The sequence below is a fragment of the Natronomonas salina genome, assembly GCF_013391105.1.
Classification (GTDB): domain Archaea; phylum Halobacteriota; class Halobacteria; order Halobacteriales; family Haloarculaceae; genus Natronomonas; species Natronomonas salina.
In genome coordinates, this window is record NZ_CP058335.1 from 1,696,483 (window position 1) to 1,715,939 (window position 19,457).

Consider the following 19,457-nt stretch of genomic DNA (forward strand, 5'->3'; position numbering starts at 1 on the left):
TAGGAAAATACGCGGAACAGTCCGTCCGAGACCGAGACAACCACAATACGGTCTAACGGTGATTGCCGATACCGTTATTATTCGGACGACGCGCCAGATCCGTTTTCGACGGCTTCAAGTAGCATTTCTGGCGTGAATGGAATCTTCCCTAGTCGTTCTCCAGTTGCGTCTTTGATAGCGTTCCCAATGGCCGCAGCGCTAGGAATCAGGACCGCTTCGCCGACCCCTTTTGCACCGTATGGACCGTCTTCATGGGCCGATTCGACTATTTCGGTGTGGATATTCAACGGGTGCTCGGTCGAAAACGGGACCTTGTAATCCAAAAGATTCGCGTTGTTAATGCGACCATTGTCGTGTGTCAGCGCCTCATATAGCGTGGACCCAATACCCATACTAATACCACCTTCAAGCTGCCCCTCAACCATTTTGGGGTTGATCGCGTTGCCGACGTCGTAAACCGAGACGAACTTGTTGAACCGGACTTCGCCGGTGTACTTGTTAATTTCAAGGTCGCATGCCTGGGCACCATGTGTATAGAATGCTGTAAGGCGGTCGCCACGCCCGGTCTCCGGATCAACATTCTTTACTGGGGAGTGCCAGGTCGCTTTCCCCAGAATCTCGCCCCCCTCCTTTAAGAACCCGCCGCCGGCGAATACAGTCGGCTCAAACAGGTCCGCGAAAGGCATCCGGCTCTCATCATCCTCACCCTTGACATACACTTCGCCACCGGTAGTAGCAAGGTCCTCTGGTTCTACGTCAAATTTCGCAGCAGCGTGCTGGAACAGTTGCTCTTTAGCATCAAAGCAAGCTTTCCGAACAGCATTACCTGTGTTGAACGTGAGTCTACTGGAGATTGACCCGTCATCATATGGAGTAACCTCAGTATCTCCACGGAGGACACGCACATCGCTAAGGTCAACTCCGAATTCTTCAGCGGCAATCTGTGCAAGAACAGTCATCGACCCAGTACCAATTTCCTCGGCTGTGGTCCGTACCTCAATACGGCCATCGCCGTGGACCTTCACGAACGCGCTCGAAGCTGTTGGAGCCATACTATACTTACTTCCTTGCGCAAGCCCAACCCCGCGAAGCCAATCGTCATCATCTGCTTCACGTTGGCGCGCGTCCATGTCGATGGCTTTAGCCGCACGGTCAAGGCACTCCTTCGCCCCCATGCTTTTCATCACCTCGCCAGCTGGGTTCTCGTCGCCCTCCTCCATTGTATTCTGCTCTCGAAAGGCGATTGGATCCCAACCTTGGTCCATGACGATGTCCTCAATTAGCGACTCAATGGCGAAGATAAGCTGTGAGTTGCCGAAACCACGGAAGGACCCCGCAATGGGGAGGTTCGTATAGACACCGTATGAATCGAACTTCAAATTCGGGATATCGTAAGTCCCAACTGCAGCGAATCCACAGTTTCTAGTAACCAGAAATCCCGTACCGGCATAGGCCCCTCCCCCGAGATAGGTCTTAATCTTCATCCCGGTAATCTCTTGATCATCCGTGACACCGATTTTCACCTCCGTCTCGAACGGTGTTCGGTATGTCCCCTCGATGAACTGATCCTGCCTCGAAAAGGCCAATTTCACCGGCCTGTGGTCGGTATGTTTCGCGACTGCTGCCGCGATCGGTTCCGTCACTCCCTCTTTGCCACCAAAACTCCCGCCAACGTAGGGGACCTTTAGGTTGATCGACGATGAGGGCACGTCAAAGGCGGCTGCGAGCATATTCTTCACGCGGTAGGTCGTGTTCGTGGACGTCCACATCCGGAGTTCGTCCTCTGGCGTCCACTTGGCGACGCTAACATGAGGCTCCATTTGGACGTGGTGCATCATCTCTGTGTCGAAAGATCCTTCGTAAACGTGGTCTGCCTCATCAAATCCTTTCTCTATGTCGCCAGTCCGGATTCGGTGGTTTGCGTAAAGATTTGGTCGGTTGGGATCCAGTCGAGGTTTGAGAACGTCGCTTGTCCCATAGTCATGGAGGTCTTCATGGACGACGGCTGGTGGGTCTTCTTTGAGTGCCTCTTGAGTATCGAACACCGCGTCAAGTGGCTCATACTCAACCTCGACTGCGTCGGTTGCTTTGCGAGCAATTTCCTCAGTCTCAGCGGCGACAGCAGCCACGGGTTCGCCGACGAATCGGACCTTCGCCTTGGGCAAGATGTACTCATCGTCAATCCCGGAGCCGAAGCGATTGTCGGGGACATCTTCGCCAGTGACCACCGCGGCGACACCCGACATATCCTCAGCCTCGCTAGTGTCTACATCAATGATTTTTGCGTGAGCGTGCTGGCTGTGGACGAGTTCAACGTGTAGCATCCGGGGCTTCTCGATGTCGTACGTATACTCGGCTTCGCCGATGATCTTGCTCACTGCGTCGAGACGCTCCTCAGAGGACCCGACGACGTCAGTATCCTCATCGGCATCCCGGTCGACCGTCTCCTCGGGGACGGATTCGTGCTTACTCATGCCATGCGTCTATTGCGAGGTGTTGCATATATAATTTCGTCCTGATGAACCATTGACGACCTCACTATCTGGCAAGTCGAGACTTTGTAAAGAGGAGCCACGAGAAAGGGAAGTTTCTGTCACCCACCGGACAGCCCTCACTACTATTTGGCCTTGCTGTGTCTTACCACAGGACATACCTTTATAGTGCGTGCCTCAAAATACACTTTCAACATGGCGATAGAGCAGCGTAACAACAGCGAGTTTTACAGAGCGAGCTCGTTCGCAGAAGCCGCGAACCTCTTACGGGAGCACGATGCCGCAATTATCGCTGGTGGACAGAGCCTGATGCCACTCCTCCGGCAGGGCGTGATTGATAAGGAGGCCATCGTGGATGTCTCTGCAATCGAAGGCCACAACGAAATCGACACCGACGATACCGAACTATATCTCGGCGGGCTCGCGACTCACCGAGAGTTGATAGAAAGCGATCTAGCTGAAACTCCTTGGGACGCGCTGGTGGAAACTGCGAAAGAAATCGGCGACCGCCAAGTCCGCAATTGGGGCACAATCGGAGGATCAATCGCCCATGCCGACCCCTCTCTCGACTATCCCCCGACAATGATCGCGTTAGACGCCGAAGTCGAGTGCTCAAACGGAGAGACCACCGAGTACGTCCCACTCGAGGATTTCTATGTGGCCGAGTACGTAACTGTCCTCGATCCGGACCAGCTTGTTACGGGAGTTCGCATCCCGCGTCCCCCCGAAGGGTCCGGCGTTGCTTTCGAGAAATTCGCTTGGCGAAAAGGTGATATGTCACTGGTCAACGTCGCCGTGCGGCTGAGCGTCGAAGGGTCCGAAATCACTGAGGCCCGAATCATTGTCGGATGCATGGGTCCTACCCCACTTCGAATGGAGGAGATGGAAGAAGCGCTGGTTGGTTCGTCCATAGACGACACCGAACGCCAACGCGCAGTAGCAGAACACGTAGATAAATTCACCCAACCAGTAGGTGAAGAGCATGCCTCTGTAGAATATAAGAACCGCCTGGCCGAACGGCTGACAGAGAAGGCGTTGCAGACTGCCGCGGAGCGCGCAATGGAGGGGACCGCATGACTATTACACTCACCGTTAACGGCGAGAAGAAGGAGATCGATGTTGACCCGACCATTCCACTCTCAAAGCTATTACGTGAGGAGCTTGAACTAAAAGGGACTAAACGCGGCTGCGAGACCGGTAAGTGTGGAGCCTGTACCGTAATCGTCGACGGGAAGGCCACAAAGTCGTGTCAACGTCTTGCCGGCCAGTCCGAGGGCACAGATGTGCTGACGATAGAAGGCCTCGCTGATCGGGCCGAAGAAGGCGACGAACTCCACCCCGTCCAGCAGGGATTCGTGGATGAATTCGGGATGCAGTGTGGGTATTGCACGCCGGGCATCGCCATGATGTCAGTTGCTCTGCTTGAGGAGAATCCCAATCCAACACGGGAAGAAATCCAGCACGGCATTAAAGGGAACCTCTGTCGCTGCACCGGCTATGCTAAGATATACGATGCAGTCCTCGGTGCCGCCGAGCAGATTGAAGATACGTCTCTTGAACCAAATGAACTATCAGGCGACGACTGAGATAGCAATGGTTACAAATTAGCCTTGAAAGTGACACAATAGGTTCATAGCGTCAGTAAAGCAATCATATCTGGCCCTCTTAGGCCCTCCTACGGCCCCCAGAATATATCATAATCCTGTTAGCTACCCTATGATTTTTGTAGTACCAGCGTGTTTCCAAGGTCGTGGTAGCACAATGGACCTAGGAATTAATGGTAAAGTTGCGGTCGTTACAGGTGCAAGTCAAGGAATCGGGAATGCGATTGCGAACACCCTAGCAGAAGAGGGCGCAGATCTGGCGATTTGTGCTCGGAGTCCTGGGCCGCTTGAAGAGGCGGCCGAAGAGATTGAATCTAAACACGGTGTTGAATGTTTGCCGAAGACCGCCGATTTTACGGACCGCGATGACGTGGCGGCTTTCGTTGATTCAGTAGTTGATCACTACGGCAAGATTGACATCTTCGTGAACAATGCCGGTAGTGCACCAGGCGGCTTATTAGAGAACCTTGACGAGGACGACTGGTACAAGGCGCTTGATCTGAAGCTGATGGGACACGTCCGCGGAGCGACGGAAGCAATGCCTCATCTTGTTGAGAGCGAAGGTGTATTGGTCAACTTGGTGGGCAATGACGGGACAAAACCCAGCCCTGGCGAGCTAGCACCCGGTGCAGCCAACGCGGGTGACATCAACATGACGGAGGCACTGGCAAAGCAGTACGGCCGGAAGGGCGTTCGGGTCAACGCAGTTAACCCGGGCCCAGTTGCGACGGGCCGGTGGGACTATCTTGTCGAGATTATGGCCGACGAACAGGACCTTACCTTTGATCAGGCGATGGAGGTCGCGGAGAACAGCATCCCGCTCGGTCGTATCTGTGAACCACAAGAAGTCGCCAACGTTGTCACGTTCTTGGCCTCCGAGCAGGCGAGTTTCGTTAACGGTGGCGTCATTGATGTTGACGGTGGTCAAGAGAAGGCGCTGCTTGAGTTTGAGACCATTCGCGCTGCGAGTGAAAACTTGGATTGAAAATCAGAGACACTAAATGAGCGACGACGACATCCGATTGCAGGATATCGACCATATCGGTGCTCCAGTCTGGGACGCCGATGCGGCGACGGCGTTCTACCAACGCTTCGGCAAGGAGGTAGTCATAGACGAGGACCTTCCGGAGTACAACATCCGGGCGGTCTTCCTAGATTTCGATGGAGTATATCTGGAGTTTCTCGAGCCGGCCGGCCCAGGAAACGTAAAGACGTTTCTCGAGCGTCATGGGCCGGGTTATCAGCACATAGCCTATCGAGTTGACGATATCGAGGCGGCCGTCGAATATCTCCGTAAAGACGGAGTTGTATTCCAGAGCGATGAACCCATGCCCGGCGCGGGTGATACCCGAATTATATTCGTTGAGGAGCGACACACTGCAGGGTTCCAAGTAGAACTGGTTGAGCGCATTTAACCAGCGATAAAATACGACTTTCGGCGGTTCTCATTATTGTTGTTAGCCGTTAGTCGAGATGGGGAGGAGAGTCTCCAGATGTGAATCAATACCGTGTTTTGTGAAAATAGGCCGAGTAGAGGTCCTTATTGGTAGATAATGTCCTTAGGGAGAGAACGGACGACCCGTTCAGGTTTGAGAGGTAACTCGGTGATTCGCGAGTTGGTAGCGTCGGCTACGGCATTGGCGATTGCCGGCCCGATCGGAATGAGGGCGGACTCACCGACACCCTTGGCGCCGTATGGTCCATCTTCGTCACTAGCTGACTCAACAAGGTGGGTCTCGATATCCGGAGCTTGACGGCTCTGAGGGATGTGGTAATCCATAAGCGAGGCGTTCAGAATTTGGCCTTGGTCGTCTAGTTCGACTTCCTCCATCAGTGTGTGGCCCATGCCCATTACCGCACCCCCCTCGATCTGCCCCTCAACAAGAGCCGGATTCACCGCCGTCCCTACGTCGTGGGAAGTGATGATTTGTTCGACTTCAACAACTCCGGTTTCAACATCAACCTCAACTACAACTCCATGAGTAGCGAAGGAGAAGGTGGGATAGGGGCTTCCCCTGAAAGTCTCGATATCGAAGTCGAAGAGGGGCGTGTAAGAAGCGGTCCCGGTCAGGAGGAGGCCATCATTATTGCAGGCAAGAACTGCTTCCTCGAATGGTATTGTTTCGTCAGTTGAGGGGGCGACAATCTTCCTTTCGGTAGCACGGAGGTCTGCTGGTGCGACACGCACATCAAACTGTTCTTCAAAAATTCCAGCGGCCTTCTCTAGGATTGTCCCTAGGGCGTCCTCAGTTGCTAACCTGACAGCATTTCCCGAGACAAACGTTTGCCTGCTGGCCGATGTTTCGTTAGCGTTAGGTGCGACCGTGCTGTCGGTGACCAATTTCACGTCATCAATATCGAGACCAAGAGTCTCCGCTGCAATCTGACTGAGTGCGGTGTCGGAACCCTGTCCGATTTCGGCAGCAGCGCACTGTATTGTAGCCGTGCCATCGGAATGGATCTCACAGAATGCACTCGAAGGATGGTGATGGCCGGTTTCTCCACATCCGTACCACATTGATGCCAGTCCAACTCCGCGGCGCTTGGCTGGGTCTTCGGGCTGTTCGATCTCGATATCTTCTAGCGCAGTCCGAACGTCCTTGATGGTCTCGGGTAGCCCAGCGGCCTCAATCTCTTGACCAGTCGTTGATGCGGGCTTTGAACCGTCGAAAGCGTTTCGCTCGCGGAGTTCGGCTGGATCCAAGCCGAGTTCCTCCGCCAATACGTCCAGTGTAGACTCGATAGCGAAAGTCGTTTGGAACATGTCGAAAGAGCGCATCGCCCCACCCCAGGGTTTGTTCGTGTAGACAGCCCGTCCACTAGCATCGACTGCATCGACGTAGTACGGCCCAGTACAGTGGACTAAAGACCGAACTGCGACTCCACTGGAGAAGGAGAGATAGGAGCCGCCGTCTACCGTGATGTCGGCCTCAACTGCTCGCAATTTACCGTCCTTGTCGGCTGCAATCCGGTAATCGAGTGTAAGAGTATTCCGCTTTACCGTTCCGCGAAACTCATCGTCGCGCTTGTACTTGACTCGGACAGGACGGTCGGTTATCCAGGCTGCAACCGCAGCGTAGCAGGGTTGATTGTGCTCAAGTTTCGATCCGAATCCACCGCCAACAGCCGGGCGGTTGACCTCAATGTCTCGTTCTGGGATATCGAGAACTCGGGCGATGCTCTGCCGGTCGCCATGGGGATGCTGAGTGCTCGTCCAGACCTCGACAGTATCGTCATAACATCGCTTCGCCGTCGACGCTTCGGGTTCCAGTGGGACGTGATCGATCATCGAACTCTGGTATGACTCCTCAACAGTCACGTCCGCATCCTCAAAGGCTGCATCGGGGTCGCCTCGAGTAAAGCCGTATTCATCGATGAGATTCCCCGTTTCATGAATTGGTTCCGCATCCTCTGCTAACGCCTCATCCGCATCGAGGGCTTTCGGCAAGCGATCGTACTCAATTACAATTTTGTCTGCCGCCTGCCTAGCGGTCGCTTCATTTTCGGCGACAACCAGGGCAACTGGATCACCGAGGTAGCGGACCTTCTCGTCGTTAAGGAGCGGCTGGTCGGGGATAATTGATCCAATGCGTTTCTCGCCTGGAATCTGATCGGCGAAAATTACATCAATTACGCCTTCTATTTCAAGGGCATCGTCGACGTCAATGGATTCTACGTAGCCATGCGCAATGGTGCTTCGCACCAGTTGACCATGCGCTAAGTCATCGAACGGGATGTCGGCAGTATAGTCCATCTCGCCTGTGACCTTCCCAAGCGCGTCTACCCGAGCTTCCCGTTCGCCTACCGGACCGTCTGGCGCGTCTTGCCCAGTATCCGCTGGTCGTTCGACTGGTTCTTGCTGACCCATACCAACCTCAAGTTGAGCCGGTTGCTTATAATTATCGCCAATCACCCATCCGAAGCGTTTTTTCCCAGAAATCTCCTCGTTAATCTGACACCTTATCTTCTAGACGCAGTGGCAGTAATATTATAATCAAAAATCCTGCATACCCACTAGAGGAGGAAATTTCTCTTGAGCATTAATATGAAGGTCCCATATCTCGGCAACAGGACCAGCTCGCTTGAGTAATTCGTAGCTTCGGGCCCCCATTCACGCTCTTCGTCAGCCTCTGAGCGCCTCCATCTATGCCCACCTCCATACTTCATCTCGCTGGAGATTCAACGCTCGTTGATACTACATCGAAGAGATTCTTGGCAGTATACCTTGACAATGAGAGCACCTTCAGAGAAATACCAATGTATTTTCTCATAATCTTTTGATAGGTAAGCCAACCAAGGTTGGCGAGCTTTCGAGCCAATGGGGAATCGCTCGCACCCCAAACACATATTACACAGGCCACTAACGCTGAGACCAAATGTCACAGGATTCCAACTCTGATGCAGCGTCAAAGCTATCGATTACACTACCTCCGGATTGGACCAATGCTGAAACCGAACGGCTTGACGAGAACTCATACCTAGTACAGCGGCTGGATAACTCAAACCATCGACCGCTATTGGCGTTACCCGGCGGTGAGCGTCCCATCCTAGTTGACGTACACTATGGACGAAGCGTCATTGTTCGGAATCGGATTGACGCAATTAGATACGGCTACCAAGAGAGCGATGTTTACACAGAGTTCTATTATCTCCAGATTATCGATGAACCAGAGTGGGTCCAGATAACCGAAGAGAGCCCGGAACACGACCTGGCAATCGTACCTCACCTTGAGGAGTGGGTCGAATCAGGTGAGCTTACAGAAGCCGAAGCCGAGTGGGCAGACGATCAGTTCGACTAAGCCATGCTGCTGAACCGTTCTCAATTTACGGTTGATTGGTCTCTGGTGTCGTTCACCTTGTGAATAATTAACAAACGAAGCTCGTTTTCCTTTTTGAGATGAGGGCGTAGAGCCTGTGGATCGTGGTAACTATAAGCGTGTCACGGGCGATATTGCCATAGAGGGGATCCACCTTCGATTTCTGGACGATTATCTGGTTGCATACTGATCAAGGCGGACTACGATCGCAGTCGAAGGTATGTGACAACACACCACAAACCATAAGTAGATCTATGAGCTAATCTACTCGTCATGGCTATGGATAGCAGCAAATTCGCCAAAGAAGTGATTAGCGAGTCAAATCATCGCGGGAAGGAACTCGCTGAGAAAGTGTTCAACGCCGACGACACGATAACCGGCGACGACCTCATTCCGATGCTCAAGGGTTTCATGTGGTCGGAGTTCTATCTTGGCGTCATCCCCCCGATGCGGGTAATGTCGATGATGTATGATGGCGCATACGAAATCGACGTGGAGAACATAGACATCATGCTCGGGCTAGGCGACCAGATTCGCGACGAAGTCAAACATTCTAAGTTGTTTTCGCGACGGGTTGAAGAGTTGGGCGGTGATCCTAATGTGATTCACTATGAACCAACCGACGAGGACCTATTCCTGCTTGAACGGACGGCAGACTGGGATGATCCGATTGAGATCATCACCGCCTTGAACTGCGCCGGAGAACCGGCATTGGCCGAGGCGTTCAAAGCGATAATGGAGAAGGACATCGTTGATCCGCGGACTAAGGATGTGATTCACAAGGCTAAGATTGATGAGGGGAACCACATCAACCTGGGTAAGAAGATGCTTGCGCGCTTCGCGACAGACGAGGCGACCCAAGAGCGTGTCTGGGAAATAGTGGACGCAAAGTTTGAGGCGGCCTACGCCTTCCATGGTAAGCAGATGGATTCAATGTCCCGCCCCGACGAGTTCTCCCAGACTGCAGACGATTGAGTCTGCCGAGGTTTTGGTTAGCTGACTTGCTACGAAAAAGTTCTAGACTTCGTTCCAGGTACCAAAAATGGATGAACCGGCAGCAGAAATACTGGACGCTATCTCAGCAACCAGGCTATGTTCAGGATTAGAGGTACTTCAGCCGGACTCTCGGGTTCCAGCTGGTATCTCGCCAATCGTCACCCATCTTCCGCTCAACAACATCTAGTTCACCGATCACCGCGGCCAGCGCCGTCATGTTAAAAGAACACTCGGTTACGATTGTCTCGCCGTCGACCTCTTCGAGCTCTACATCTGCAAGACCCATCTTCTCCATGTCCTCTATATCGAACTTGGACACTTCGTGTCTGCCAGAAAGTAATAGCGTCGTCTCCTCCGGGTCAAAGGTGTAGTTCTCATCGGCTGCTTCTAGTCCCGCCGCTTCCGATTGTGAGTCAGACATGAGATAACAATTAACACAATTATATAAAAACCCTCGGTTCACTCTTAGATTCACATCATTACGGTGGTGCAACAGACCTCATCGATTTCGAGATCGCATGTACTAGGCTGCCAAGTGGTGATCATGGGAGATGGTACTGGCGACGATAACCCTTTTGGGCCACCTATTCGTTCGGTTAGATATGGTTCATGATCACGAGGACATGGTCTGGCGTTCGGTAGCCGTAGAAAAAGTCAGTGAACTCCGGCAATCAGCGCTAGCACAGTCCAGTTCCGAAACCATCGTGATTGACTCGCTATCCGGTCGTGTTCTTACGACCACAATCGTCGCAAAGCGGGATATCCCGTCGGTTGACCATGCGACGATGGACGGGTATGCATTCGATGCAACTGACGATTATCCGCTCTCAGTCGTCGATGGCGAGGTGTTCCCAGAGGACGAGCCAGAGCCGCTCAACAATGGCGAAGCAGTCGAGATAGCAACTGGAGCTCCGCTCCCGCCGAACGCAAATGCTGTCTTAAAACGGGAAGCCGCGACCGTCGACGAGGGTCAGCTTGACGGCTTAGAAATCGATCCAGGAATGTATACCTACGCTCGTGGAAGTAATGTCAGCGCGGGTGAAACGCTGTTCGAGCGAGGTGAGCGCCTCTCGGCCAAGGACGCGATCTTACTCGGTGATCTCGGGTACGATGAGGTGCAAGTCGCAGAACGCTTCTCGGTCGGCATTCTCGCTACAGGAACAGAAATTCACGAAAAGCAGCGCAAAGACCTCGATTCCGCGATGCTCGCCGCTCTCGTCCGATCGTGGGGACACGAAGCTACCTACGAAGGAACTGTTCCTGATGACTACCAGACCGTCAAATCAAAAATTGCAGGCCTCGCCGACCGGTACGATGTCATTCTTACGACGGGCGGTACCAGTGTCGGGCATAAGGACTACGTGATTCGTGCATTATCCGAACTTGGCAACATCCACTTCCACCGTGTTCGAGTTCGACCGGGTAAGCCGATCGCTGCGGCGACCCTTGCGGACGATGAGGCAGTTGCATTCGCAATACCCGGAAAGCCACTTGGTGCCCACACAATCGCGACGCTTATCGCGCGACCCTTCTTCACTGGGAGAGTGGAACTCCCGACAATCAATGCGACGTTAGAGTCATCTGTAGACTTAGGTCCGGACGGGTTTGAGTATGCCATTCCCGTAGTCTTGGAAAATGGAAACGCGATTCCCCTCGGGCACACCAACTCCCCACTCAAGGTATATGATCGACAGTTTGATCCAAGCGTACTTTCCTCGACAACTCGGGCAACCAGAGCCGACGGGTTTGTTCTCCGACAGGAGGAACTATCGGCAGGTGAAAAAGTGGACGTCGTCCCCTACTCTGTACTCGAATGACCAGGGAAGAACTCCCTACGGTCGCCCCAGAAGAATTCCGGAAGACCGGTGAGCGCACTGAGAAGGCTATATGGGGAGTGCTACTCGCCGCAGGTCAAAGTAACCGCTACGGTGAGGAGAACAAATTACTCGCTGACCTTGATGGTATGCCGCTTATTCATCACGCTGCTACCACGCTTCTTGAGAGTTCTCTTCAAGGAGTTACGGTCGTAGTTGGACATGAGTGTGACCGTCTCAGAGAAGCAGTCGACGATTTCTCCGTCGAGATTCGTGCGAACCCATCTTACGACGTAGGACAGAGTACATCCGTTTGTGAGGGTGTACGAACGGCTCAAGCCAACAGCGCCGATGGCGTCCTCATTGCTCTAGGCGATATGCCGGCAGTCACCGTCGATTCAATCAACCTTCTGATTGAAGCGTACGAGTATGGCGTGTCCGACGTTCTTGCAGCGGCTTGTGGAGGAGCACGTGGAAATCCGGTTCTGTTTGATGAGCGATTCTTTGATCGACTGCTCGCTATTGATGGGGATATAGGCGGCCGAGACTTGCTGACCGAAAATTACAATGCAAGAGCTATAGAAACTGGTGACCCTGGTGTACTTAGTGATATTGACCGACCGGATGATCTTGATTTGTTTCGATAAACGATTAGCATAAATCAGGCTGCACAGATAACATCCTAGAAAAGGCCATGCTTGATGAATCCCTACATAATTCGCCACATGTGAAGAAAATTCTACTTGGTTCACCCAATTATAACTGCACCATTGTTGATTTTCCTGTAGTCGTAACACTCCCCCCAAGCAACTGGAGCAATCTCGTCGTCGATGGTATCTAATACATCGACCGCATTACGAAGTTGAGCCAATGAAAAATCAGGGTCCGTCGTGTACTTGTCCACGAGTGGCTTTGTAAGGAGAACACGCCGACACGTCTTTTTATTGAAGAAACCCTCTCCCCCAAATGAGAACTGAATATCGTAATGGCGAACGAATACGTCGTGGAAGGGATCTTGCAGTGCTGTAGCTGCTTCACCGACGAAGTCCCAGACGAGATCTGTATCAGGCGTCTCAATGTCACTACCAAGTGAGAATTGGGTGATGGGTACAACAATCTTCTCTCCATCCCGACTTTCATTGACGACAACTGTATCTGTCACGCCACAGTCTACAACAGTGAACCCATTCAGCTCGATAGCGGCACGAAGTGTCTCATCAGCCTTCTGCTGCCTCACTTCAAGATCGATATTTTTGTCCGATGTGTCATCCCCAAAAAGTCGATTACGAAATGATGACATCATACAATTCACTTGGAATAGCAGGGGCTTTGCTGTTGGGGTGGATAGTATGGGGATAGTTACAGTCGCAGCTCAAATATGAGCGATCCTGATTATGGGATCCAATCGCACTTCTTATCCAGACATTGGGTTTATAACTAATATTTACAAAACTAGTCCTTGATTCCCCACGGAATGTGGTCCCATAGTCGTTCATACGTGTAATATGTTATAGTCTTTAGTATGTTAGTTATTATTCCAATATTTATAGCATCATTGATATTACCAACGATCAGCCAGGCAACGATCATCGTGATGAGCATCATAAATATCCGATAGAGGATCGTTTTGACGATAGCCCGTTTCTGAGATTGGATAGCTGTCCGCGATACCAAATTCGGCATCATCATCTAAATATGTAAGGTATATCAATAACCTTTCCCTTTAATCCACAATAAAGAGAAGTATTTAAATTATAGCAGGGTTTTATCATCCCGATATATTATTCAATTATGACATATGTAACCTCACATAAGTAATCTGATATAGTCAGAATTCCATAACTTAGGTGTCTTGGCGCAACACCAAGGCTGATAGATCTGCTGTGGCGATATAGCAGCAGTCCTTACCGAAGCGATAGAATAAGTAGGAACTATTGATATGAAATGGCTTGTTTACTTTTGGAACCGATTAGACATTCCCCACCCCTTGTTAATCGTATACTTTATTTTATCGAATAATATCCTAATAATTTATTATATCTCGATTTTATATTCTATTTTGAACATCCTCTGGACCCTCTGTGCCATTGGAATTTTTCTTTTCCACATTTCCGATGGTTAGTCAAACAGGCCAGTCCACACACCATATATTCTATATGTATTATAATCTGTCACCTCCATCTCCAAACGGACGACGCCTGGAATAAACAGAGAGAGTACAGTACGACGGACGGTTGGTTCCAGGCGACCATCGGTGCGGGCACCTGGACGGCCGACAGCCCGGATCGTACACCGACGCCGGACGCGACAGCGACGCCGAGCGGCGCCCGGTCCTCAGGGACGACCCAGACGTCTACCTCGGACGACGGCGGCCTACAGGCAGCCACTGGGACCGACACGGCGACCAGTGGGACGAACGGTCCGGATACGCAAGCTGATTCCGATACTCCGTCCCCTAACACCGAGTCGACTGCGAGTTCGAACACGACGGGAGGGGGCAACCAAGTCAATACGACGGCAAGTTCTCCGGCTGATGATTCGGAGTCGCCTGCCGGACAGCCGGATACCGAGACCGTCACGCCCAGTAACACCGACGAGGATGATACTGGAGTAGTTGGCGACGGCCCTGGATTCACGGGCCTGACTGCACTGCTCGCACTGGTCGGGGCGCTCCTCATGGCCACCCAGCGACGGTAACTCGGGGTTTCTCACGCCGAATCATGCTCGCCGAGCGTCCGATCGGAGTACCGATGCACAGAGCCGGGACCGAGGGACCAATTCGGCGTTTTACACCCAGAAGTGCGCCTCTGTGCTCCTCTGACGACTATGACCGACTAACCTGGCACAACAGCTAATGTCATTGTTAACCATGATAAACTGATTCGAGCTGACCCTCCCTTCGGGATGTCCCACGGACGGAGGCGGGGTCGCCCCGAATCGGAGGGAGGACTACCGATGGCAACAACGCAACCAACAGAGACCGTGAAGAACGGGGTGGACCTCGAGGAGTTCCATGAATTCGTCGAGTACGCGACCGAGAATCCAGAGGCCGTACAGTTCGAGCTCGGCGCTCGGGCCATCTCGGAGGGCCGACTGTTCCACAGCCTCGCGAAAGTGGACGCCTACACACTCGGTGGCGAGGAGATCAAACGCGAGACCCGCGAGTACACGCTCCCGATGGGCGCCTGGAAAGAGGTCGAGGACGTCTCCGGCTTCATCGACCCGACCGACCGCATGGAACCGATCGAGGTCGCGCTCGCGGCGATGACCGCCTGCGTGAACGTGGCCGTCGGCGTGACCGCACTCGCCAACGATATCGAACTCGACGACTTCGAGACCACCGTTCGAGTCGACTTCGACCCCCGTGTGATCCTCACGATCCACGACGTCGACCACTCCGAGGAGACCTTCGGCGATATCGACGTCGAGATCACCGTCGAAGGTGAGGACCTCTCGGAGGAGGACGTGGAGCTACTGACGGCGGGCGCACAGCGCTCGCCGGTCTGGAACCTCATGCGGCTCGCTCACGAGATGGAGCCCGTCGTCAGCGTCGGCTTACCGTCGCCGACTGCCGACTGATCCCGCGACTGCGAAGACGTCGGCCGTCGTTCGATTTTTTGAGGCGGTCGAGCGCTCGAAGTCCCTTCGACGGGTCAACTCGCCGCACTGGACAATTCGTCGGGCGCCCGATGGCTTGCAGTGTACTGCCTCTCCGGCTACAGGGTCGCGCGGAGGACGTGGCCACCACACCCGCATTGCTCGACGTACCTGAGCGTCACCGCGTCGAACTCTTCTTCGAGGGCGTCGACGAGATACTCGTCGGGGTGGCCGTGGACCTTGTGCGTCACCAGGTTCACGTGGTGGCCGGCGGTCGTCCGCCGGATCGCGTCTGTGGCGTGCTCGACGAGCAACGCCTCGTCGTCGGCGTACTGCGGGAGCTCGAGGTTCGCCGACCACGAGTTGTCGTGCGTTCGGTCCGTCACAGGTTGCACATCTGCATCGTTCACTGCCATGCGACTACCTACGCGTTCCTACCGCAACTACCCCTCCTACGAGTCTCACCCGATGAGACAAGCACCGATTCATCGAGCTTAGACGCCTTGCTCAGCCCCACTTATTCACCGACAGTAGCGTCGCGGTCGAACCGCCTATCCGACTACCACAGTGCTATCCCGTCTTCTGAACATTCCCGATAACGGTTGCACTTTCGGCGATATCGACTGTTGCACCACTGACGTCCCCTCCGATGTGAGCGTTCTTCCGGATCGTCACCATCTCGCCCGCTTCGATACTGCCGTCGATATCGGCCTTCTTGCCGATATCCACGTGGCCGCCGGCGTCGATTCCGCCCTTCACGGTCGCCTCATCTGCCACGGTCACCGAGCCATCCGTCGAGATATCGCTGTCGTGCTCGGATTCAACCTCGACATCCTCGTCGCTCCCCGCTCCCGGGTCTTCACCGCTACCGGAACAGCCAGCGAGACCGATCGTTACCGACGTCGTCACTAGAGTGATGAATTCGCTGCGAGTGATCTCAGCGTCCGCCATCTATCCGTGCTTCTCTCTTGGGCCAATTAGTAAACTACCCATTATAGACTACAGTCTCTGCATTCAGGTCATACCAGCGATCTGGAATCAACCTACAAAAATAGCAGGTATAACGCGGCTGTACACTCATGGAGCTGGTCAGCGATATCTGTTGTACGACTTATGGGTAGCGAACCGACACCGGTCAGATCCGACGGCGAGATCGCCTCACAACCGGGGTTAGATGGGATGCGGGCAGCGATGTACGGCGAGATGGCGGCGACCGCCGCGGGGGACCGGCCGGAGCGGACATCTGGAAACGAGTGGGATGCAGCGCTCGCGGGCGCGAAACAGTTCATCCTGGAGAGTGCAACCGACGAGCAGACGAAACAGGCGCTTCTCAATGAAGCTGCCACGACGTGTATCGCGGGCGAGGTCGGCGAACGAGACCGCGCGAGCGCAGTGATCTGTGACCGACTCGCCGCGGAGTTCCGGTGGCAGCTTCGGCATCGCTAAGCTTGCCAGGTGAGGAACGAACCTCAACACTCTCCGCCGACGGGAGTTCTTGACGAATCGCCTGGTGCTTCTCTTGATTCGAGGGGATGGTGTGCAGGCCCGTTACTAACTTCGTTGCCGAGCTGAACTACAGGTGGGAGCTCTACCAGTCCAATAACCCTCGGTGTAGCTGCCAGTTGGTTCCCGTTCCTGAACTTTCGAGTGAAAGGAGCGTTTATCCAGACTCACGCGTATGCTAGTCCATGTCAGGGAAAACGAGGAACGAAGAGCAGGCCGCGATGGACGGCGATAGAGCCGGCGTCGACGCGGCGATCGATGCCCTCGGACATCGACATCGGCGACAGCTGCTCGACCATCTCGCCGACCAGGACGATGCAATCGACCTGACAGAGGCGGCGCACACGTTGGCTGCCTCGGATAGACTGAGCGTGGAGGATCTGCGGTTCGACCTCTATCACCTCCATCTGCCGAAACTCGAGGGGCTCGGACTCGTCGAGTTCGACGAGGGGAGCAAAGAGATTCGCTACAGACCGGACGTGCGCGTGGAGGCACTTCTCGAAACGATCGACGAGTGGTGGTGAAGCCGCCTGCGGTATAAGCCTCCGGAGCAGTCTCGGAGGCCAGCGCGTATTGGAGGAGACCCCAACCGGGTGGTGATGGCGAGGAGGGGTGGATGAAAAACAGAGCGGTTGCACAGCGTCGTAGCCAGCGTTCTATGTCCGGCACCCACCCCTAGGAGGCAGATGATCGCTGGAGGTCGAGGGGTGTTCTATACGTCCAACTGGAGTTCGCCTATCCAGTCGGTGAGGCTGTCGTCAGCGACCCACCGCTGAAGCGGTGGGCTTGTCGGTGGACACCCACTCCCGGCTGACAAACTCGCCAGCGGGCGTGAGCGTCCCCGACATCAGGGCCAGCTGACTGGTAGCCCTCCCGGACGAACACGTGTGGCCCGTCGGGATGGATTCAGACGCTTCGAGGAAGCGCAACCCGATGTTCTTCGCCGCGTTGTAGTCCGCGTTCACCGCGTACCCGCAATCCACGCACCGAAACTCCTTGCCCGCTCGACTCTCGTCGTCACTACACTCGCAATCCGTCCGGCTGCACGCAATACTCGTCTCCCGAGGATCCACTCGCTCGACGTCGATCCTGTGTTCCGCTAGCTTGTACGCGGTGTAGGTCTGGATTTGACGGAACAGCCATTGCTGGGATTTCGGTCGATTCGAGATATGGTCCCGAATACGGGTGAGGTCTTCAAACACGACATGGGTCGCCCCGACGCGAACGGCGTCTGCTACAATCTCGTTCGCGACGTCGTGGCAGTACTGTGTATAGTATCGCCGCTCGACGCCCCTCCGAGCCTGGAGTCGACGGTGTGCGCTCTGGGTGCCCGTCTGCTGGAGTTCCGCCCGTAACGTTTCGTAGGCCTGTCGGCGATGGGTGAGTGCATCGGCGTTCCCGTGGAAGCCGCCGACCGACGTCACCGCCGTGTAGCCGTCGACGTTGACGTCCACGCCGAGGACTCTCGTCAAGTCCTCGGGCGTGTCTGAACGTGGCGTCGACGACGTCGATGCGTCGGTATAGGTGCGCTTCAGGACGGCGTGTAGCCAGAACTGCTCGCCGTCGTAGACGAGCTTCGACGTCGAAAACGACCATCGTCGATCGAGGACGTATCGCTCATACGGCGTCCCGGCCAACTCCGTTGGCAGGCGGTAGCGACATTGTACTCGGCCATTGACGGTCGCCAACGACACCGTATACTTCTGGAAGGTGGCGGCGCGCTTGTCGTAGGTCATCGCATACGAGCCGTCCGTACGGGCATCGAAGCTCGGTTTACTGATACGGTCGCCGTTCTTCCAATGGGTTTGACACGAGGAGACGGCAGCGACCGCGTCTTTGATCGCTTTCTGGACGAGATTACTGTGTAACCCTGCCGTCTCCTCGCGCAACCGGTCGTAGAGTGTGCGTTCGACCTCGCGAGTATTCGTCGTGAGATCAGACGGTCGAGTCGGTCGAGTCGGCCAACAGTACGTCGCAGTGCGGTTCTGACAGTAACGGTACCAATGGCTGGTCGCATGCAGGTCGTCAATACGCTCAGCCGGCACCTCGAGTGGAATCCTGACAGTGCGACGGGCCTCCACGACCATACGTCCACTCCACTCGTGTTCGTATTTGAACTCCAGCATCGGGGTGTCGACCGGCAGCAACATGTCGATGTGTCATTGATCGTCGGCTTCCTCCCACGGCTGAAGCCGTGGACATCCGCCTCGAATCTCTGTGAGTCGGCCCTATTCGAGACTATCGAGCGACGACGCACCCTCAAGCGACAGCTGCTCGTCGAGTTGTGCGGTCGCGGAATACAGGACCTGCCCGTCCTCGTTCGTCTCGGTGTCCAGATACCCCTGTTCGACCAGCCACTCGAGGCCGCGCTGGACGGGGCCCGATGCCACCGCAGCCGCGGCGGCCCTGGCCCGTTCGGACGGCGCCGTTCCACTGGGCATCGCGATGCCCTTCACACAGTCTTCCATCGTTACCGGCCCGTTCGCGTGGACGAACCGCGGGAGGGAATCGAGTAGCATCTCTCGGCTGACGCCGGAAACCGTGCTGAGTTCCACCGCCTCGACCTCAAGTAACGTCTCTTGCATATCCCACCCAACGCATCGGACTAATAAAAATATGTAGTCGTATTTAACA

At 54.5% G+C, this 19,457-nt stretch carries 20 protein-coding genes; 11 read left to right on the top strand and 9 right to left on the bottom strand.

Going from position 1 to position 19,457, the window contains the following annotated elements; all coding sequences use genetic code 11:
- Nucleotides 1-77: 77 nt before the first annotated feature.
- Entirely contained in the window at nt 78-2,474 is a 2,397-nt protein-coding gene (locus HWV07_RS08900; protein WP_178333961.1) for a xanthine dehydrogenase family protein molybdopterin-binding subunit, read from the bottom strand.
- 213 nt (nt 2,475-2,687) lie between these two features.
- On the opposite strand from HWV07_RS08900, the gene HWV07_RS08905 reads away from it, so the two are divergent.
- From HWV07_RS08905 to HWV07_RS08920, 4 genes are all read left to right on the top strand, one after another.
- Nucleotides 2,688-3,569 carry an FAD binding domain-containing protein gene (locus tag HWV07_RS08905; protein WP_178333962.1) on the top strand — a complete coding sequence of 294 codons (882 nt, stop codon included), beginning with the start codon at nt 2,688-2,690 and terminating at the stop codon, nt 3,567-3,569.
- The gene (locus tag HWV07_RS08910) at nt 3,566-4,078 is read left to right on the top strand and encodes a (2Fe-2S)-binding protein (protein WP_178333963.1); all 513 of its coding nucleotides are present in this window, start codon (nt 3,566-3,568) and stop codon (nt 4,076-4,078) included. The genes HWV07_RS08905 and HWV07_RS08910 overlap by 4 nt, the downstream gene beginning before the upstream one ends.
- Before the next feature lie 175 nt (nt 4,079-4,253).
- Nucleotides 4,254-5,081 (top strand): SDR family NAD(P)-dependent oxidoreductase, encoded by an 828-nt coding sequence (locus HWV07_RS08915; protein ID WP_178333964.1) that lies wholly within the window; start codon nt 4,254-4,256, stop codon nt 5,079-5,081.
- A 16-nt stretch (nt 5,082-5,097) separates the two neighbouring features.
- On the top strand, nt 5,098-5,511 hold the full coding sequence (locus HWV07_RS08920) for a VOC family protein (RefSeq protein ID WP_178333965.1): 414 nt from the start codon (nt 5,098-5,100) through the stop codon (nt 5,509-5,511).
- Between the two features lie 125 nt (nt 5,512-5,636).
- Here the strand turns inward: HWV07_RS08920 and HWV07_RS08925 are convergent, their stop codons facing one another.
- On the bottom strand, nt 5,637-7,964 hold the full coding sequence (locus HWV07_RS08925; RefSeq protein WP_178333966.1) for a xanthine dehydrogenase family protein molybdopterin-binding subunit: 2,328 nt from the start codon (nt 7,962-7,964) through the stop codon (nt 5,637-5,639).
- A gap of 508 nt (nt 7,965-8,472) precedes the next feature.
- On the opposite strand from HWV07_RS08925, the gene HWV07_RS08930 reads away from it, so the two are divergent.
- Nucleotides 8,473-8,895 carry a hypothetical protein gene (locus HWV07_RS08930; RefSeq protein WP_178333967.1) on the top strand — a complete coding sequence of 141 codons (423 nt, stop codon included), beginning with the start codon at nt 8,473-8,475 and terminating at the stop codon, nt 8,893-8,895.
- 291 nt (nt 8,896-9,186) lie between these two features.
- Nucleotides 9,187-9,888: a ferritin-like domain-containing protein gene (locus HWV07_RS08935; RefSeq protein ID WP_178333968.1), complete on the top strand. Its 702-nt coding sequence runs from the start codon at nt 9,187-9,189 to the stop codon at nt 9,886-9,888.
- Between the two features lie 127 nt (nt 9,889-10,015).
- On the opposite strand, the gene HWV07_RS08940 is transcribed toward HWV07_RS08935, so the two are convergent.
- On the bottom strand, nt 10,016-10,330 hold the full coding sequence (locus tag HWV07_RS08940; protein ID WP_178333969.1) for a hypothetical protein: 315 nt from the start codon (nt 10,328-10,330) through the stop codon (nt 10,016-10,018).
- A gap of 181 nt (nt 10,331-10,511) precedes the next feature.
- On the opposite strand from HWV07_RS08940, the gene HWV07_RS08945 reads away from it, so the two are divergent.
- Both HWV07_RS08945 and HWV07_RS08950 read left to right on the top strand, forming a co-directional pair.
- The gene (locus HWV07_RS08945) at nt 10,512-11,726 is read left to right on the top strand and encodes a molybdopterin molybdotransferase MoeA (protein ID WP_178333970.1); all 1,215 of its coding nucleotides are present in this window, start codon (nt 10,512-10,514) and stop codon (nt 11,724-11,726) included.
- Complete coding sequence (locus tag HWV07_RS08950; protein WP_178333971.1) at nt 11,723-12,370, top strand: nucleotidyltransferase family protein; 648 nt, start codon at nt 11,723-11,725, stop codon at nt 12,368-12,370. The genes HWV07_RS08945 and HWV07_RS08950 overlap by 4 nt, the downstream gene beginning before the upstream one ends.
- Nucleotides 12,371-12,471: 101 nt before the next feature.
- On the opposite strand, the gene HWV07_RS08955 is transcribed toward HWV07_RS08950, so the two are convergent.
- Together HWV07_RS08955 and HWV07_RS20025 are read right to left on the bottom strand one after the other, a co-directional pair.
- Nucleotides 12,472-13,026 (bottom strand): hypothetical protein, encoded by a 555-nt coding sequence (locus tag HWV07_RS08955; RefSeq protein ID WP_178333972.1) that lies wholly within the window; start codon nt 13,024-13,026, stop codon nt 12,472-12,474.
- Between the two features lie 149 nt (nt 13,027-13,175).
- Nucleotides 13,176-13,412: a DUF2061 domain-containing protein gene (locus HWV07_RS20025; protein ID WP_343046122.1), complete on the bottom strand. Its 237-nt coding sequence runs from the start codon at nt 13,410-13,412 to the stop codon at nt 13,176-13,178.
- A 1,266-nt stretch (nt 13,413-14,678) separates the two neighbouring features.
- On the opposite strand from HWV07_RS20025, the gene HWV07_RS08965 reads away from it, so the two are divergent.
- Nucleotides 14,679-15,302: an OsmC family protein gene (locus tag HWV07_RS08965; RefSeq protein WP_178333974.1), complete on the top strand. Its 624-nt coding sequence runs from the start codon at nt 14,679-14,681 to the stop codon at nt 15,300-15,302.
- A 137-nt stretch (nt 15,303-15,439) separates the two neighbouring features.
- On the opposite strand, the gene HWV07_RS08970 is transcribed toward HWV07_RS08965, so the two are convergent.
- Both HWV07_RS08970 and HWV07_RS08975 read right to left on the bottom strand, forming a co-directional pair.
- Nucleotides 15,440-15,736 (bottom strand): CGCGG family putative rSAM-modified RiPP protein, encoded by a 297-nt coding sequence (locus HWV07_RS08970; protein WP_178333975.1) that lies wholly within the window; start codon nt 15,734-15,736, stop codon nt 15,440-15,442.
- 154 nt (nt 15,737-15,890) lie between these two features.
- On the bottom strand, nt 15,891-16,271 hold the full coding sequence (locus HWV07_RS08975) for a polymer-forming cytoskeletal protein (RefSeq protein ID WP_178333976.1): 381 nt from the start codon (nt 16,269-16,271) through the stop codon (nt 15,891-15,893).
- Between the two features lie 162 nt (nt 16,272-16,433).
- On the opposite strand from HWV07_RS08975, the gene HWV07_RS08980 reads away from it, so the two are divergent.
- Both HWV07_RS08980 and HWV07_RS08985 read left to right on the top strand, forming a co-directional pair.
- Complete coding sequence (locus HWV07_RS08980) at nt 16,434-16,766, top strand: hypothetical protein (protein WP_178333977.1); 333 nt, start codon at nt 16,434-16,436, stop codon at nt 16,764-16,766.
- Between the two features lie 242 nt (nt 16,767-17,008).
- Nucleotides 17,009-17,347: a DUF7344 domain-containing protein gene (locus tag HWV07_RS08985; RefSeq protein ID WP_178333978.1), complete on the top strand. Its 339-nt coding sequence runs from the start codon at nt 17,009-17,011 to the stop codon at nt 17,345-17,347.
- A 234-nt stretch (nt 17,348-17,581) separates the two neighbouring features.
- On the opposite strand, the gene HWV07_RS08990 is transcribed toward HWV07_RS08985, so the two are convergent.
- Nucleotides 17,582-18,973: an RNA-guided endonuclease InsQ/TnpB family protein gene (locus tag HWV07_RS08990; protein ID WP_343046123.1), complete on the bottom strand. Its 1,392-nt coding sequence runs from the start codon at nt 18,971-18,973 to the stop codon at nt 17,582-17,584.
- Nucleotides 18,974-19,051: 78 nt separating this feature from the next.
- Nucleotides 19,052-19,408 (bottom strand): hypothetical protein, encoded by a 357-nt coding sequence (locus tag HWV07_RS08995; protein WP_178333980.1) that lies wholly within the window; start codon nt 19,406-19,408, stop codon nt 19,052-19,054.
- Nucleotides 19,409-19,457 lie beyond the last annotated feature (49 nt).